At 34.7% G+C, this 15620-nt stretch carries 14 protein-coding genes and 1 tRNA gene; 5 read left to right on the forward strand and 10 right to left on the reverse strand.

The features are described 5' to 3' along the window. Positions 1–37: 37 nt before the first annotated feature. The 5 genes from IEV85_RS09345 to IEV85_RS09365 all read right to left on the reverse strand — a co-directional run bounded on the left by IEV85_RS09345 (position 38) and on the right by IEV85_RS09365 (position 6808). The gene (locus IEV85_RS09345) at positions 38–3253 is read right to left on the reverse strand and encodes a T9SS type A sorting domain-containing protein (protein ID WP_188462591.1); all 3216 of its coding nucleotides are present in this window, start codon (positions 3251–3253) and stop codon (positions 38–40) included. Positions 3254–3952: 699 nt separating this feature from the next. Continuing rightward, a tRNA-Pro gene (locus tag IEV85_RS09350) sits at positions 3953–4026 on the reverse strand. Positions 4027–4309: 283 nt separating this feature from the next. Beyond that, a complete protein-coding gene (locus IEV85_RS09355) occupies positions 4310–4477 on the reverse strand; it encodes a hypothetical protein (protein ID WP_188462593.1) in 168 nt (55 codons plus the stop codon). 19 nt (positions 4478–4496) lie between these two features. Then, a complete protein-coding gene (locus tag IEV85_RS09360; protein WP_188462595.1) occupies positions 4497–5360 on the reverse strand; it encodes an SDR family oxidoreductase in 864 nt (287 codons plus the stop codon). A gap of 215 nt (positions 5361–5575) precedes the next feature. After that, the gene (locus tag IEV85_RS09365; protein WP_188462597.1) at positions 5576–6808 is read right to left on the reverse strand and encodes a PAS domain-containing sensor histidine kinase; all 1233 of its coding nucleotides are present in this window, start codon (positions 6806–6808) and stop codon (positions 5576–5578) included. Between the two features lie 366 nt (positions 6809–7174). Between IEV85_RS09365 and IEV85_RS09370 the strand changes: the two genes are divergently transcribed. The 3 genes from IEV85_RS09370 (at position 7175) to IEV85_RS09380 (ending at position 10130) form a co-directional block, all read left to right on the forward strand. Continuing rightward, positions 7175–7570 (forward strand): PRC-barrel domain-containing protein, encoded by a 396-nt coding sequence (locus IEV85_RS09370; protein WP_188462599.1) that lies wholly within the window; start codon positions 7175–7177, stop codon positions 7568–7570. 374 nt (positions 7571–7944) lie between these two features. Then, positions 7945–8466, forward strand: a complete 522-nt coding sequence (locus IEV85_RS09375) for a hypothetical protein (RefSeq protein WP_188462601.1) — start codon at positions 7945–7947, stop codon at positions 8464–8466. A 230-nt stretch (positions 8467–8696) separates the two neighbouring features. Then, the gene (locus tag IEV85_RS09380; protein WP_188462603.1) at positions 8697–10130 is read left to right on the forward strand and encodes a sigma-54-dependent transcriptional regulator; all 1434 of its coding nucleotides are present in this window, start codon (positions 8697–8699) and stop codon (positions 10128–10130) included. A gap of 104 nt (positions 10131–10234) precedes the next feature. Here IEV85_RS09380 and IEV85_RS09385 read toward each other — a convergent pair whose 3' ends face one another. Continuing rightward, positions 10235–10642 carry a hypothetical protein gene (locus IEV85_RS09385; protein ID WP_188462605.1) on the reverse strand — a complete coding sequence of 136 codons (408 nt, stop codon included), beginning with the start codon at positions 10640–10642 and terminating at the stop codon, positions 10235–10237. Positions 10643–10830: 188 nt separating this feature from the next. On the opposite strand from IEV85_RS09385, the gene IEV85_RS25070 reads away from it, so the two are divergent. Beyond that, entirely contained in the window at positions 10831–10962 is a 132-nt protein-coding gene (locus IEV85_RS25070) for a hypothetical protein (protein WP_262892142.1), read from the forward strand. Between the two features lie 179 nt (positions 10963–11141). Here the strand turns inward: IEV85_RS25070 and IEV85_RS09390 are convergent, their stop codons facing one another. The 4 genes from IEV85_RS09390 to IEV85_RS09405 all read right to left on the reverse strand — a co-directional run bounded on the left by IEV85_RS09390 (position 11142) and on the right by IEV85_RS09405 (position 14923). Continuing rightward, entirely contained in the window at positions 11142–11369 is a 228-nt protein-coding gene (locus IEV85_RS09390) for a hypothetical protein (RefSeq protein ID WP_188462607.1), read from the reverse strand. 235 nt (positions 11370–11604) lie between these two features. Beyond that, positions 11605–13800, reverse strand: coding sequence for an ATP-binding protein (locus IEV85_RS09395; protein ID WP_188462610.1), 2196 nt, complete (start codon positions 13798–13800; stop codon positions 11605–11607). An 84-nt stretch (positions 13801–13884) separates the two neighbouring features. Further along, positions 13885–14331 (reverse strand): response regulator, encoded by a 447-nt coding sequence (locus tag IEV85_RS09400; protein WP_188462612.1) that lies wholly within the window; start codon positions 14329–14331, stop codon positions 13885–13887. 31 nt (positions 14332–14362) lie between these two features. Then, positions 14363–14923, reverse strand: a complete 561-nt coding sequence (locus IEV85_RS09405; RefSeq protein WP_188462614.1) for a helix-turn-helix domain-containing protein — start codon at positions 14921–14923, stop codon at positions 14363–14365. Between the two features lie 528 nt (positions 14924–15451). Here IEV85_RS09405 and IEV85_RS09410 point away from each other — a divergent pair. Next, positions 15452–15607: a lmo0937 family membrane protein gene (locus IEV85_RS09410; protein WP_188462616.1), complete on the forward strand. Its 156-nt coding sequence runs from the start codon at positions 15452–15454 to the stop codon at positions 15605–15607. The last annotated feature ends 13 nt before the right edge of the window (positions 15608–15620 follow it).

Raw genomic sequence — 15620 nt, forward strand, 5'->3', positions numbered from 1 at the left:
AATGAATATAAGAAATTTCATACAGGTTTATTATGAGTTATTGTTTTAACAATCTTTTTGCTGTTTTGTAAGTGCCATTCTTAATTTGATAATAATAAATACCTCTGTCCAATTGGTCTAGGTTGATGTTAATTTTATGATTCCCTGCGGAAAAGTTTTTGTCCATAATGCTATAAACGCTTTTTCCCGTACTATCGTAAATTATGATTGATGTTTTTCCCCCATTTTTAAGAAAGAAAGGAATGGTGGTTTGATCCTGTACAGGGTTCGGAAAGTTTTGTCCTAACCAATTTGACACATTCGGATGTTCAAAGCCATGTTCTGATGTCCCCAGAACAATGTGAGAGGATTCAAAAAAGTAGATTCCGCTATAAAAGTCTATATTATAAAGTGTGCCTCCCAATAAAAGGGAGCCGTTGTTCAATGGGGTTATATTGCTTGGATTATAATCAGATAATGCAGGTCCAGCAAAATCCAATTCTTCAATAGTCTGACCAACACTATTAATTTTCAGAAGACTTGCTATCGTGTTTGTTCCCAATCTTTTGTATGTTACTTCTTGGGTTTGCCCTAAAATGAAAAGCGTATTGTCTCCATCAATATAAGCATCCTTGTAATATCTTCCGATTTCAGAATTGTTTTCCCATACTATTTCACCAGTTTGCTGGTCAAGTTCAATGGAGTTGATTCTATTGTTTGATGGTTCACCAGCCACCCAATACAAACTATAAGATGGTATGATCAGGTTACCAAGGCTGTTTTGCATTATCTTGTAAGGATTGATGCGTCTACCTTCATCACTTTGTCCGTATGAAGTGGTCCATAGGACTTCCCCATCTGGGTCAATTTTTAAGGCCAGTAGTTCTTCCACCTGCATTAGTGGCTCCACTTGCCTCCCGCACACATATATATTGTTATCTTGGTCGGTTAACAAATCAACTCCATTACTGCCAAAATCGGGTTGCGGATATTTGTTCAACCATTCCAAATTGCCAGCACTATTATATTTTATGACTGTGAGATCCACCACTTGCGCAAACATTGAAGAATAGCCGCTAACTCCAGTTAAAATAACCGCTCCATCTGAAGTTACCTCACCGGCATTGATTTCAAAAACAAAATCGTCAGGTTGCCCTGTTGTGTTGAACTGAGCCCACTCTTCTTCACCTTCTGCATTGTATTTTAGGGTCGCAAAAACCGGAAAATCATCAGAATCATTCTCTTTTGCACTCCCACTAACATAAATATTGTTATCATCATCTAAAAAGAATGCGCTAAATAGAGCCGAATGAACCTCCTTTTCAATTTCCCAAATCAGGTCTCCCGATGGCGTATATTTGTTTATGCGCAATGGTAAAACGGTATAAGGGTTAGGCAGTAGAAAAACAATAAGATTGTCATCCGTATCTACTTTTACAACGATGCCGCCAGGTTCGATACCATCTTGCGGGCTGAAATTCTTTTCCCATTGTACCTCTCCCGCTTCATTGTATTGAGCAACAAAATAATTCATAATGAATTGGTTGTTCTCTATCACTCCAAAATCGCCAGTTACATAGGTGTTATTCTCAGAATCCACAGTACTGTTGAGCATTCGTGTGTTGGAACTGGATAGCGGGGTTTCTAACACAGCTGTCCAGTCTGGATTGTTTGGATCCGAATCAAAGGGTATTCTTACAGTTTCAAATACCCCACCCTTGGAAGTGTAGTAGTTATCCAGAGTTAAATATACATTGTCATTATTATCCACGGAAAGTCCTATTAAGTTTTTTATGCTCTCAGTGGCCGAAAACATCTTTAGATAGCTCGTTTCATTTAAAATGGTTCCGTTTTCTGAATATTTAAATACCCTTACACGTAAGTCCTGGGTGCCGTCATCGTATCCTAAACCTGCAATAACAGGTAAATTATCTTCATCCAAAATCATTTTAGCAGTTTGGATTTGAATAATATTTTGGTTTTCATCCGTCCAGTTTTCTTGTCCATCATCTGCATATGAAATCAAGACCAGACCTTCATTGATCCAACCGGCTGTATGTCTGCCTACTACGTAAATCTTGTCTTTTCCGGCAATTTTAATAGAATGGCCATTGGTATAATCATCCTTGAATTCACCCGCACGGTAAGTTTTTATCCATTCCTCATTTCCATCACTATCATATTTTATTGTTCCCATCCTAGGTGCGTTAATCACATCAAAAGTACCCGTAACAATTAGGTTTCCATTGGCATCAAAGGCTATACTTTTAGCTGCAGAATGCGTATTGTTGAGCCCGCTGGAAGGGTCGGTTTCATCTACAAGGCTTTGGAATAAAAATGGGCGTCTCCAAACTTGTTTCCCTTCTGAATCATATAAGAGTGTAAGATAACCCTCCCAATATCCTTGGCTATCTCCGTCAACTGCTGCATATCCTGTAATAGCAACAACTCCGGACTCGTTGACAGCAATAGCGGAGGGCTCATTCCAAGAGGATGCTATCGGATTGGAATCAGCCGCAGACCAAAGGAGTTGGCCACTAGCATTGTATTTCAATACCAGGTATTCCATGGAAGCACCTGTATAGGTGATACCTCCAATAACGATATCTCCTGTTGGAGATATATCCATGGCGGTGGGAATATCCAAAGTACTATTCCCACTGTCAAAAGTGGTGGACCATATTTCAACCCCGGTAGCTTGTTCATATTTAATAGTATATACATCCATATCGCTTCCATTCCAGCCAACTCCAGTGGCAACTGGATTTCCGATAGCATCCAAATGTATCTGTACTCCATATTCCACAGCATATAAACTTCCACTTTGGCGAGTTTCCCATATCAAAGTCCCGGTAGGGTCTACTTTTATAGTCACAAAATCTCCTTGTGTACTTTCAGCATTGGATCCTACTCCTGTAATATAGGTGTTTCCTGAAGCATCTGACACACTTGCATAGGGAGTGTTCATTCCGGTACACAAATGTCGCAAAAATTCGAAATCTGAATTCAATCGGCTTGAATGAGTATTGAAGCCATGTTTTCTATTCAACAGGGTGTTGGAATAAAATGCTTCCTGCGAAGCTTTGGAATGCCCTGGGATGGAGTTGTTTCCTATTTTGGATAAAATCCCATCCTGCTGGGAAACACTATAGTTATTAGGGGATGGGTATTTAGAAAGTTTTTCTTGTGCTACAAGAGAAAATGTCAGTTGAAAGGAGAGAAGCAGTAATACACATTTTTGCAGTTTTAGAATTGGAATGTTGAATTGTAGCATCGTATCATTGTTAAAGTTTAGTATTAGAAATGGAGCGTATATACGTTGACGCTTATTTCCAAAACTAATGGTAATTAAAGAGATGCGCTAATAGAGACTGTTGACAATAGTGTTGACAATGTTCATTATCCGGACCTTAATATCGAAGTAACATTGAAAAATTTATAATCCATTTTTCCTTTAATGTACAGGTATGAATTGTACCCAAAAAATAGGTATTAATTTGATGCAATAACTATTCGTCAAGTTGCTCCTTCAAAAGCATCCATAATTCCATAAGCTACATTGTTGAAAAACTCCATCAAGGGACTTGCTTTTTTGCTTCTTCAGCTTTATCTACTTCGGTAATCTTTGTGCAACTAAATGTTAATAAGGATAGGAAAGCAACACAGATGAGTAAGTGTTTTTTCATAGACTGATACAGGGCCAGGAAATATGCTTTTGTTGAATTATGGAAATTAAAATATAACTAAAGCATGCTTATTGGCAAATTGCTAAGTATGATAGTCGTAATTTTACCTTAAAAATTCACACAATAAAGAATGGATTTCTTTAGGGTGGTAGGTTACTCAAGCGAGTAAGTTTATAACTCAAAGCTCTCGCGAATCTACACTGAGTTTTGAGTTAGAACCTCTGTTCTTATTCTGTATAAAACTTTTGGTAGTAAGAAAACATCTGAATGTTATTGGCTTATTTATGTCGGGGTGACAGGATTTGAACCTGCGACCTCTCGCCCCCCAGACGAGTACGCTACCGGACTGCGCCACACCCCGAATTGATGTGCAATTATAAGTTTTTTTGATAAATTACAAAAGCAGAAATTATCTCAAACTCAATTTTAAAAGAGAGTGATGTGTTTTCAGAAATTGCTAAAATAAAAAAGGGAGCAAAATGCTCCCTTCATTAAATGATTGGAAAAGAGAGGGAGTGGCAACCAAAAAATAGATAAAATAATAATCTCCAGAAAAAAATCACTTCACCTGATCAAAAAAATATTTGGTAAAGTTGCCACAAAAAAATCCCTCAAATCATTTAATTCTATAAAAATTATATGCTTTAATCATCATTAATAGTATCACTTTCATCAGTGTGCTGGCGCTTTGCCTTTTCTCTCCTTCCCATACCTTTTCTTTTGTTTTGGGTACTACTGCTATGCTTTCCTTTTTCTGATAGGTCCATAGGGAAAAAGCTCTCAGGGTTCAATAAGTGTATTTGACTTTTCATTTAAGCGTAATTTTAAGGTTTATGTATTAATAATTTCGCCACCGTTAGGATGTAAAAACTGGCCTGAGAAGTAGCTCGCATCCTCCGAAGCTAAAAAGACATAGCTGGGAGCAACTTCAGAAGGTTCCCCAGGTCTGCCCATTGGGGTATTAGCCCCGAATTGATCCACTTTATCTTTGGGAAAAGATGATGGAATTAATGGGGTCCAGATAGGACCGGGAGCTACACCATTTACCCTTATTCCTTTTGGCGTTAAATTGGCTGAAAGAGACCTTGTAAAAGCTACAATTGCTCCTTTAGTTGAAGCATAATCCATTAAATGCTGACTGCCTCTGTAGGCTGTAACAGAGGCAGTGTTGATGATTGTTGCCCCTTTTTTTAAATGCGATAATGCCGCTTTGGTTACAAAAAAATAAGGGAAGATATTGGTTTCAAAGGTTTTACGTAGCTGCTCTTCAGTAATCTTTTCAAGATCTTCCTGCGGATATTGTTGTGCAGCGTTATTCACTAAAACATCCAGTTTTCCGTAGGCTTCTATTGTTTCAGAAACAAGCTTCTCACATTGGTTCGATTTTGATAAGTCTCCTTTAAATAATTTAATCTTTCCTCCGGCTTCTTCAACCAGTTTTTTGGTTTCTTCAGCATCTGTATCTTCGTCAAGATAAGCAATTGTCAGGCTGGCTCCTTCCTGAGCAAAAGCTATAGCTACAGCTCTTCCAATTCCACTATCACCTCCTGTGATAATTGCAACTTTATCTTTAAGCTTATCACTTCCTTTATAGCCATCGTTTTCCTTTTTAGCTTCTGGCCTGGGAGTCATTTTATTCTCTTTTCCAGGTTGCTTTTCCTGTTCTTGAGCTGGTTTGTCGTTCTTTTTTGCCATACTGTAGGTTATAAATAGTTTTTTACAATTTTTGCTTTTTTAAAAGCAAAGGTTCAATTGTGTAAACATCTTTATATTACAAAGGTAGGCATGAGCAAGTGCTGAAACTTTACATATTTTTATGCTGATGTTGCATCATTAACACTTTATTCAGAAAAAAGAGGTGCTAGAAAGTAGCTAAGTTTGGATAAGGAATAGAAAGGAAAGAGAATGTTTTAGTTTCTGTCCCTTGGGAGAGTAAACGTAATTTTTGTTCCTGAGCCAGGATTTCCTTCAGCGCGTATGTAACCCGTATGGTTATCTATAATATTTTTGCAAATAGCCAGGCCTATCCCGGTTCCATCAAATTCAAGCTTTCCATGCAAGCGCTTGAAAACCAAAAAAATGTTCTCTGCTTCAATAGGGTCAAAACCAATACCGTTGTCTTCAATAGAAATACTGATAAGATCAGACTTATTGTATCCGGTAAGCTTATTTAAATCAATATCGGTAACATCTTCTTGTTTAATTGTAACCTTTGGAGGTACGTCAGGTAAGCAATATTTAAGTGAATTGCTTAATATATTAACAAAAAGCTGATGTATCTGAAATGGTATCACTGTAGCTTCCGGAAGTTCACTTGTGGTAATGGAAGCCTTTTTTTCATCTATGTGAAAAGCCATTTCCTTCAGCACCCCTTTTACAATATTTTTCAGATTTACTTTTTCAAATTTAATATCTGGTTTTGAAGTTTCAGAATAAGCAATAAGGTCACTCACAAGCTGCTGCATTCTTTGAGCAGTATTTTTAATTTTGAAGGTATAATCTGATATATTGTGAGGTGTAGCATCATTAATAGATTCCATTCTTGAACTAAATATCTGAATCTTCCTTAAAGGTTCCTGTAAATCATGGCTTGCTACCATATTGAAAGCTGATAATTGTGCATTAATGCGTTTCAGCTCTTTATTCTGCTCTCTCAATTTCATAATTTCCTTCATCTCCATAGTAATATCTTTCACGGAAATCATTACTGTTTGAGCATTTTCAGTTTCCTTAAGTTTGCTGTTGATGCTTACGTATTTTGTTTCCTCATTCTTGGTAATAATTCTAAGCGGGCGATGAAATTCAGAATTGTTATTAACTTCACTTTCTATTTTAGTTATACCCTTCAAAATTTTCTTATCTTCAGGGTGAACAAATTTAAGAATTAACCTTAATGTAGGTATAAAACTTCCCGGTTCGTAGCCTAATATTCTGTAAAGGTTATCAGAAAAATTAACTTTCTTCTCGGGCAAATGAATATTGCATATACCAATTCCCGCCAGTTTTTCTGATGAACGGTATAAAACTTCAGAACTTATAAAACTATCCCGAAAAAGAAACAATTTATCCTCATTTAATAGTGTGAGGTTAATGTCGTCTTTATTATTTAAAATAATTACTTTACTTTTTTCACCGTGATCCATTGTGATAAATTTCAAGTTAAAAATTGCGGGGAGCTTTGGGACCTCGCCGATTGACAAAAAATAGTAGTGTAGCCAACAAGTTAGACCGCTAATTGTTTTGGTTATTGCAAGCTAATAAGTAGATTTTTTATTTAAAAATATAGAATGGTGAATTTTTCATCTGTAAAAATTAAAATTCCAATTGTTTAACAATCTTGTAAAATGCCTTAATCATCGTTAAACATATTGTTACAAATGCTCAGCCAATGCTGTTTACTTGTCGTATAATATTTAATAATTATGTTTAGGCAATGCAATTAGGCCTATGGCATAGATATTGATTCGTCTACAATTGTAATATTTTTTAACCAATTAATTTTTTAAACTATGCAAAGCGAAAATAATGATTTAGTACTTTCTACCAGCACATTGGAAGGAAGTAAAGTTAAGAACCTATCTAATGAGACAGTAGGGGAAATTAAGGACATAATGCTTGATGCGGATACGGGTGAGGTGCAGTATGTTGTTTTATCAGTTAATACCGGCTTCTTAAACCTTGAGAGCAAGTATTTTGCAATTCCATGGCAGGTATTTAGTTTCAATACTGTAGATGAAGTATTGGTTCTGGATATAGATAAAGATAGACTTAAAAATTCACCAGGATTTGATAAGGATAATTGGCCTAAAGGTCCTCAAAGTGAGTTTATTAATGAGGTTAATACTTACTACGGTGTTGAATCCAATCGGGTAAATAGAGTGGCGGCTCGCACTCCCGGATTATAATAAAATAGCAATTTATAGTAAGATAGGAATGCCGGAAATTAGAGAGAAAAATCTTCTTTTTTCCGGTATTTTTTTTCAAAGCTGAAGTATTACTTTTTAATATGGGCTACCGGCCTTTATACCTCACTGTGTATTTTAAGTAACAGATTGTGTAATTTATTAGAAATAATGAATGCAGATTAAAAATCTAAAATCATTCCTAACTTTTATTTTTCATGTTTTCTCGCAGTATTCCAGATGGAACCTGAAAGAAATCCGCAGCTTTAGAAGACTTTAAAGCAATTTTGTAAAAATTGAAAACAATCATGTAAGCATTTAAATACATAGGTTTTTACCTTTACTATGAACAATTTTTCAATTGTAGTTTCACATTTATGACACCAACTCATTTCTTGCTCACAATCGTTTCCGGTGTAACAGGCACAATTACTATGACTGCTGTGATGTACCTCTATGCCAAATTGAGTAGAAAAGACACTAAAGTTGTTCATATCTTAGGCTCTATGATTACCGGTACTACGAATAAGAATGAAGAAGGGAAAGGTAAAAAACTGACTGCCGGATCTCTTGGTCATTTAGGTGTAGGGTTATTATTTGCGCTTATGTATTTTCTTTTTTGGAATTGGGGTGTGTTTGAGGTTTCCTGGATTGACTCTTTTTGGGTGGGTGCTATTAGTGGTACAATTGCTATTATTGTTTGGCGTCTTTACTTTGCACTACACCTTCACCCTCCTAAAATTTCTTTTGTACATTACTTTATTGCGTTATTTATTGCACATATAGTTTTTGGAATCACTACAGTTAATATATTCCGTTTAATTACCGACAGCCCTGAGTTTTGGTATCAGCTTAATAAAAAAGTAAGTGAGGGTGCCTCAGCAATGCTATTAGTTTGAGCTGTGGGATTATCCCTACACAGTTTTTACTTCATTATTCCCAAGTCTTTTAGATGAATTATGTAACCTGAGGCTGAATTGATGTAACATAATGCCAGTTAGTAATGAGTAGCTTTGAAGCTTACTTACTATCATCCATCTCATATTTTAAAATAGATTGGGTAAATAAGTACCGGAAAAGGTCCTAATACAAAAGTATAAGTAGTAGCATATTAATTAAATGTGATTGAATGGAAAGGAAAAGGAAAATACTTGTTGTGGATTGCCAGCTTTCTTCCTGTGAACGGCTAAGAAAGTTATTAACCGTTAATAATTTTGAGGTAGAAACTACCGGTTACGGGCAAAAAGCGCTACAGATTATTCAGGACGTAAAATTTGACCTTATTTTGTGCGATTACCGCTTACCGGATTTGGAGGGGAATGAGTTTTTTGAAAAAGCATCTGCCATTCAATCAAAAGCTTTAATTATTTTTATTAGTAGTGAGATTAACCTAAGAAATGTAGTAAGTTTAGTGAGAAAAGGCGCATATAGCTACCTGGCTAAACCTTTGAATCCTAATGAACTACTTGAAATAATTGAAGAAGCTTTTTCTTCAGGTGAAAGTTTGAAATCCAAGGAGCAATGTGCCGGTGAAAAAGAACAAAAAGGCCATCAAAGCACTTTACAGAACTTCGTGGTAGGGAGGAGTAAATCAGCGCTTAATGTACTTAAACAGGTGAAAAGGGTAGGCCCTACTAATTATTCGGTTATTATTGAGGGTGAAACTGGTACAGGAAAGGAATCTTTAGCCAGAATGATTCACAATGAGAGTCCCAGGAAAAACATGCCTTTTATAGCCATAGATTGTGGTAGCATCTCAAAAGAAATCTCCGGAAGCGAGCTTTTTGGTCATGAAAAAGGATCTTTTACAGGGGCCGTATCAAAGAAAACAGGGCTTTTTGAATTGGCGGAAGGAGGGACGGTATTTTTGGATGAAATTGCTAATTTATCACTTGAAACCCAGATGGCACTTTTGCGTGCTTTGCAGGAAAAGGTGATAAGAAAAATTGGAGGTACAAAGGAAATTCCTGTAAACGTAAGAATTATTGCTGCAACAAATGAAAACCTACAAGAGAAAGCTGAAGGCAGAGGTTTTAGAGATGATTTATTCTTCCGATTAAGCGAATTTGTATTAAAAGTGCCTGCTTTAAGAGAAAGAAAGTTAGATTTGCCTCTTTTTATTGACTATTTTCTTGAACATACCGCTGCAGAGCTGGAAAGGCCTATTCCAGTGCTCTCAGAAGAGGTGAAAGAGTATTTTCAAGAATATTCATGGCCGGGTAATATCAGGGAATTAAAAAATGTAATTCGAAGAGCCTGCCTTTTTGTTGCTAATGATAATTGTATTTATCTTGATGCGCTGCCGGCATCTGTTCTACGGAGTGAAAATACTTTTTCGGATAAAGTGGATGCACCAAGCCCTCACAATGAGAGTTTCCAGAACTCTAGTAATATTCAGAATGAATCTGCTGATTTGAAATCTACGGCTTTTCATGCCGAATCTAAAAAAATAATTGAGGTGCTTAGGCAAGTTCATTTTAACAAAACAAAGGCCGCTGAAATGCTAAACATCCATCGTAAAACACTCTATACCAAACTGAAAATGATGGATATTCAATATTAAAAGTAAAGAGTAGCAGTATACTAAACCAAATTAAGTAATTGTTATTTCAACCATTAACTTATCAGTAATGCTACTCTTCAAAAAGTTTTTCTTTGTAAGTTATTTCAGTTAGCTGGTGTTTCTTTTTCCTCTAAAATCACTTCATAATACTTTTTACCATCTCTCATATAAGACCTTGAGCTTTGTATCATTACATTTCCTGCCTCTTCACCGGTAAATTTTTGTCTTATATTTTCAGGTAAATCATTTTCTGTATAGTCTACTTCATCTTCAGATACACCTCCTGAAGTGGGGCCGGTTTTGTTATCATAATCGCCTTCAGTTCCCCCTGCTCCAAATTGGCTACTTCCTTCATTATTCAAATCTTCATTACCTCTCTCGCTTCCATAACTTGTGGTATCTGTCTGATCATTTAAATCGTCATTAACATCTTCATTTCTTGTTGCCTGGTTGTCACAAGCTACAATCATAAAAAATCCTGCTGCGCAAAAAGTTATTATTGCTTTTTTCATTTTGTAATGGGTTATATAGTTTTAAATAATTGGTTCAAACAGCATGCCTTTCTTTTTTCTCTTTAAAGTATGCCTTACCTAAGGGTACGAATACACTACTTTAATTGTTTGAGATGGGTTTAAATCATACTTGATGTAGTTAAGATAAACTCTGCTTAACATATTGAAGGAGTTGCATTAACGCTCCAATGTGTGGTGAATTTGTAGCATTTTGTGATATCCTGATAAATTTAAAATGGGAGGGAGTTGAAGATGGCATTAAATTACTGGATGAAACGCTCGATGAAGAAAAGAAAACTGATGCGGATTTCACCAGGTGAGCAGAGCCTGAAATTAATGAAAAAACTGAATAGAAGTAAAGGTGATTTTAAACAATAAAGGAGAGCTAATTAACTCTCCTTTGTTTTGTCAGGTGCCTAGATTTTACTGTCATCGCAAACAATAAACCTTAAATTCCCCGACAGTTCTTTTCAGAAATATAATAGTTTAATAAGAAGGTTTATTCTGATCCTTCCGTTTTAACTATTTTATTATATATGCCCATAATTAATATTGGTGCTGACCATTGGCCAATAAATAGTGCTGTTTTTTCTTTCCCCATTAATTTGAGCGCTAAAGAAGCACCCATTGCAGATACAGCCGTCCATAAATATACATCTGAGGGTATTTTAGCAGTTTCATTTTCTATCTCTTTTGCCAATTTTCCTTCTTTGTGATCTCTTTCCATGTTGATTGTTTTTGTGGTGAAAAATGAAATTATCTAAGTTGGTTCAAATCGTAAGTTTAGAGGGCTTTTATCACTCTGTTAGAAGTACAACTTATTTCAAAAGTAATAGATACCTTTCGGTAAAACATTACACAATAATAGATAGAGTTTACACTATTTGGGCAAGCACAATAAGCATCTGATTGTAAGCTGTTAAGTGCTATTAGATGCTGGTCATCATCACGGTTTTAAAAAGTCAAAAAGAGTTATTATTAGGGGAAACGGGAAAGATAATAGTGAATTTTGAACCAATCCCAGGTTTACCTTCAGCATAAATCTGGCCTTTATGATTTTGCAGAATTTTTTTACAAATAGCCAACCCTATTCCAGTGCCTGAATAGCGTCTTCTGTCATGAAGCCTTTTGAAAAGAATGAATATATTATCCGCATATTGTTGGTCAAACCCTATTCCATTGTCTTCAAATGAAATTTTAACCAGTTCATTCTTTTTGTAGTTAGGGAAAGAGGAAAGGTCTTTTTGAGAGATGCTTTCATTTTGTATAGTAATAATTGGCTGAACATCCTCTTTAGCATACTTTAAAGAATTACTTAGCAGGTTTACAAACAGTTGCTGAAACTGAAATGGAATAACCGTTGAATTAGGAAGATTGACAGCATTGATTTGAGCATCTTTTTCCTGGATATCAGTTTGTAGCTCCTGGATGGCATCCTCTAAAATTATATTCAGATCGTAATTCTCAAAAACCTTATTCTCTTTGGAAGCCCTTGAAAAACTCAGCAGATCAATCACTAAATTTTGCATTCTGTTGGCTGCAGAGGCAATGCGGGATAAATAGTCTGCTATTAAGGGGGGTAAATTAACGTTATCGGTCACATTAATCCGAGATATAAATGTCTGTATTTTTCTTAAAGGTTCTTGCAAGTCATGACTGGCAATATGATTGAAAGATTCTAATTCAGAATTGCTTTTAATTAGGTCTTCATTCTTTTCCTCAAGCCTTTTGCTGATCATTACTTCTTCGGAAATATCCTTCAGGGTAACAATCATAATCTTTTTCTCATCTTCCTTAAAAATTTTCTTGTTGGAAGTAAGGTATTTCAGGTTACCATTCTTATCAATAATTCTTATACGGCTCATTGAATGCTTATTGACAGCCTGGTGCAGCCCCATATGCTCAATAAATACTGAGCGGTCATCTTCATGAATGAATTCAATAAATTTTAGTTCTGAAGCTTCAAAACTCTCTGGCAAGTAACCTAAAATATGAAAGAGGTTATCAGAGAAAGCAAATTTCTTTTTATCAAAATCATAAGAGTAACTGCCAATCATAGCAATTGATTCGGCATTTTTATAAATACTATTGGAAATTTTTAACTCCGAGTTTAGCTCATTTAGCTCTTTGTTGGTTTCTATTTCAAAAGTAAGATCTTTGTTAGCCCCAATAATTAAGTCATTTCCATTTTCATCTGTCACCAATCGGGCGATAAAACGCAGACATCTCGATTCACCAGAGGGAGTAGTAATATTAATGTCCATTGAAGGAATAGACCCCTCGCTCTTCAGCTTTTTAAGGTTAGCAATTAATTGTGACCTGTCGGCTTCATCAATAACGCTTAAATATTTCTTGAGACTGGGTTTAAAGCTATTAGGTTCAAACCCTAATAAACGGTACAAATTGCTGGAGAATTCAATTTTTTTAGTTGAGGGTTGAAAATGCCAATGACCGGATCGGGAAATCCTTTCAGATTGTTCATAAATCATATTATTGATTTGTGATTGAGATAGATTTCTTCTGGCATTCTGAAGGTATCTATATAAAATTATTGAACTTATGATGAATATAAATATGGAAAACAACACTACTGCAAGAAGCAGCAGTGGGGTAATTTTAAGCTTTTTGTCACTTATATCTTTTGTTTTATGGAGTGTATTATCTTCCTGCTTTACCACTTCTTCAATTAATCTTTCTATTTCCTGCAAAAGATTTGCAGAGCTGGCCAGGTTCTGTTTATAGATCAAATTGCTGTCTGCCGAGTCATATATTTTTAAGTGGTTGTCTAAAAAATCGATTCGCTGATTAACTATTCGTTGAATGGAATCAATTTTATTTCGAGAATAAGGATTGTCCTTGGTTAATTTTTTTAGAAAATTTATCTGTGGTTGTATTTTAGCTTTTTTTTCAAAGTATTTTTCAATGAGCTTTCTCTCATTAGTAACAATAATCGAACGATGTGTGGCTTCCGTTTCTACAATTACATATAATAGAGCCTGAAGATTTGCCTGGGTTTTATAAGACTCATTAATTTTTTCCTGTGTTTCTGTATAGGAGTTGAATTGTCTATAGTTTTCGCCAGAAATTCCCAGTAATAGAAAAATGGCAACAATCAGGGATATTTTGAGGATGTTTTCTGAAAACCTAAATTTTTTCATTTTGTGTAAATAATAAATGTCAGGTAAATGAGCGCATGCCTAAAACATTTGTTTCAACTACCTGACATAGTAAAAGTACTATAATTATACGCTCAATAGAAAGCTCTCCTTATTGAAGCTAGTGTTTATATATTGCCAATTTGTACAAAGTACTTTTTTTAAAACCTCTTTAAGATCATTAAAATCATTAGGTTTATTAATGTAAATGTTAGCTCCCTTCACAAAAGAATCTTCAATGTCTTTTTCTGAAGAGGAAGTTGAATAAACTGCTATTGAAATAGATTCAAGTTTGCTATTATTTCTAATTTCTGTTAAATACTCAAGTCCATTTTTTCCCGGCATATTTAAATCCAAAAATATGATATCCGGAATAATTACATCATTTGTAAGTAAAAGATCCATCAATTCTTTTCCGTTTTTCACCATTTTTAAAGTGGTTCTCATCGGTAAGGCCTCAATTGCATCTTCAAAAAACAAACGATCGTCTTCATCGTCATCTGCCAAAAGAATTTTAATGGGCTGGTTGTTCATAAAAAAGTTGTTAGTTTAGCTGAAAAAATTGTTAGTTAATTTCTTTTAGTTGTTTTCTTCTTTCCAAAACTCTTTGAAAAGCTGATGGTGTTAAACCTATCTTCTTCTTAAACTGATTAGATAGATGAGCTACGCTGCTGTAATTGAGTTTGTAAGCTATTTCTGTTAGGGAAAGTTCCTCCTTTGTTAATAAAGCTTTAGCCATTTCAATTTTTTGTAGAATAATATAATTCTCTATTGTTGACATGGTTACTTCCGTAAAAACATTGGAAAGATAACCATAGCTTAAATTAAGTTTTTCGCTTAAATGAACGGAGGTTTTATTGACAAGGTCCTCATCATTTAAATGAATCATCTCTACAATTGCATTTTTTATTCTTTGTACCAGTAAATATTTTTTATCCTCAACCAGGTTTATTCCATATTCCGCCAATTCCTGTTTCAGTTGGTCCATTTGCTGAGGGTTTAATTCTTTCTTCAACTTTACTTCGGAAACTCCACTGTATGTATAGTCTGCCTGCAATTTATCCAGCTTTTCCTGTATAATTTTTTTGCAGGTGTAATGAATGTCATACTTAAAAATAAGATCCATCTTCAATCGATTTTAATTATCACTTAGTACTTTTGACTATATCGTAAAAATCATACTTCTGAAATATTGTAAGAAAGCCTAAATATACCAAATGAATGGCTAATTCTGATACAAATAACGGCATAAGATTTACAAATCCGAGAATAAACTACTTATATTTTGATAATCATTACATTACGTTAAATGGATTTATTAAGTTTGATCTTTATTTTTTAACTATTCATCCAATTTACCATTAAGTGTAAGTAAATATAATGTTTTAAAGGAAATATCAAAAGTATATTTTTGTACAATTGTATAAAATTTCTCACCACCTTATTTATAGGGAAAATACTATTTGCACATCTTCTATTAATGTATTGAAATTTGATCATCTTTTCTATCTTATTTGCAAACGATTATTTTTCAGTTATTAAAATAACTCTTAAAATTGAATACTATAAGGTGTAACTATTTGATGCTTATTGAGTAATAATCTAGATAGTTTTAAGCAAAGGCTTATTCTTAACAATTTTTAAATATACTCTTATGTCTAAAGTACTCATTCCTCTTGCCCTTATATTATTAATTGGCTGGGCAATAGGCCTATTTATCTACTCTATAGGGGTTATTATTCACCTGTTGCTTGTGCTTGCAGTAATATTTATCTTAATAAAAGTGATTAAATGGCGTAGTGATACTTAATGATTAATTGTTA

Source organism: Marivirga lumbricoides (assembly GCF_014636295.1).
Taxonomy (GTDB): domain Bacteria; phylum Bacteroidota; class Bacteroidia; order Cytophagales; family Cyclobacteriaceae; genus Marivirga; species Marivirga lumbricoides.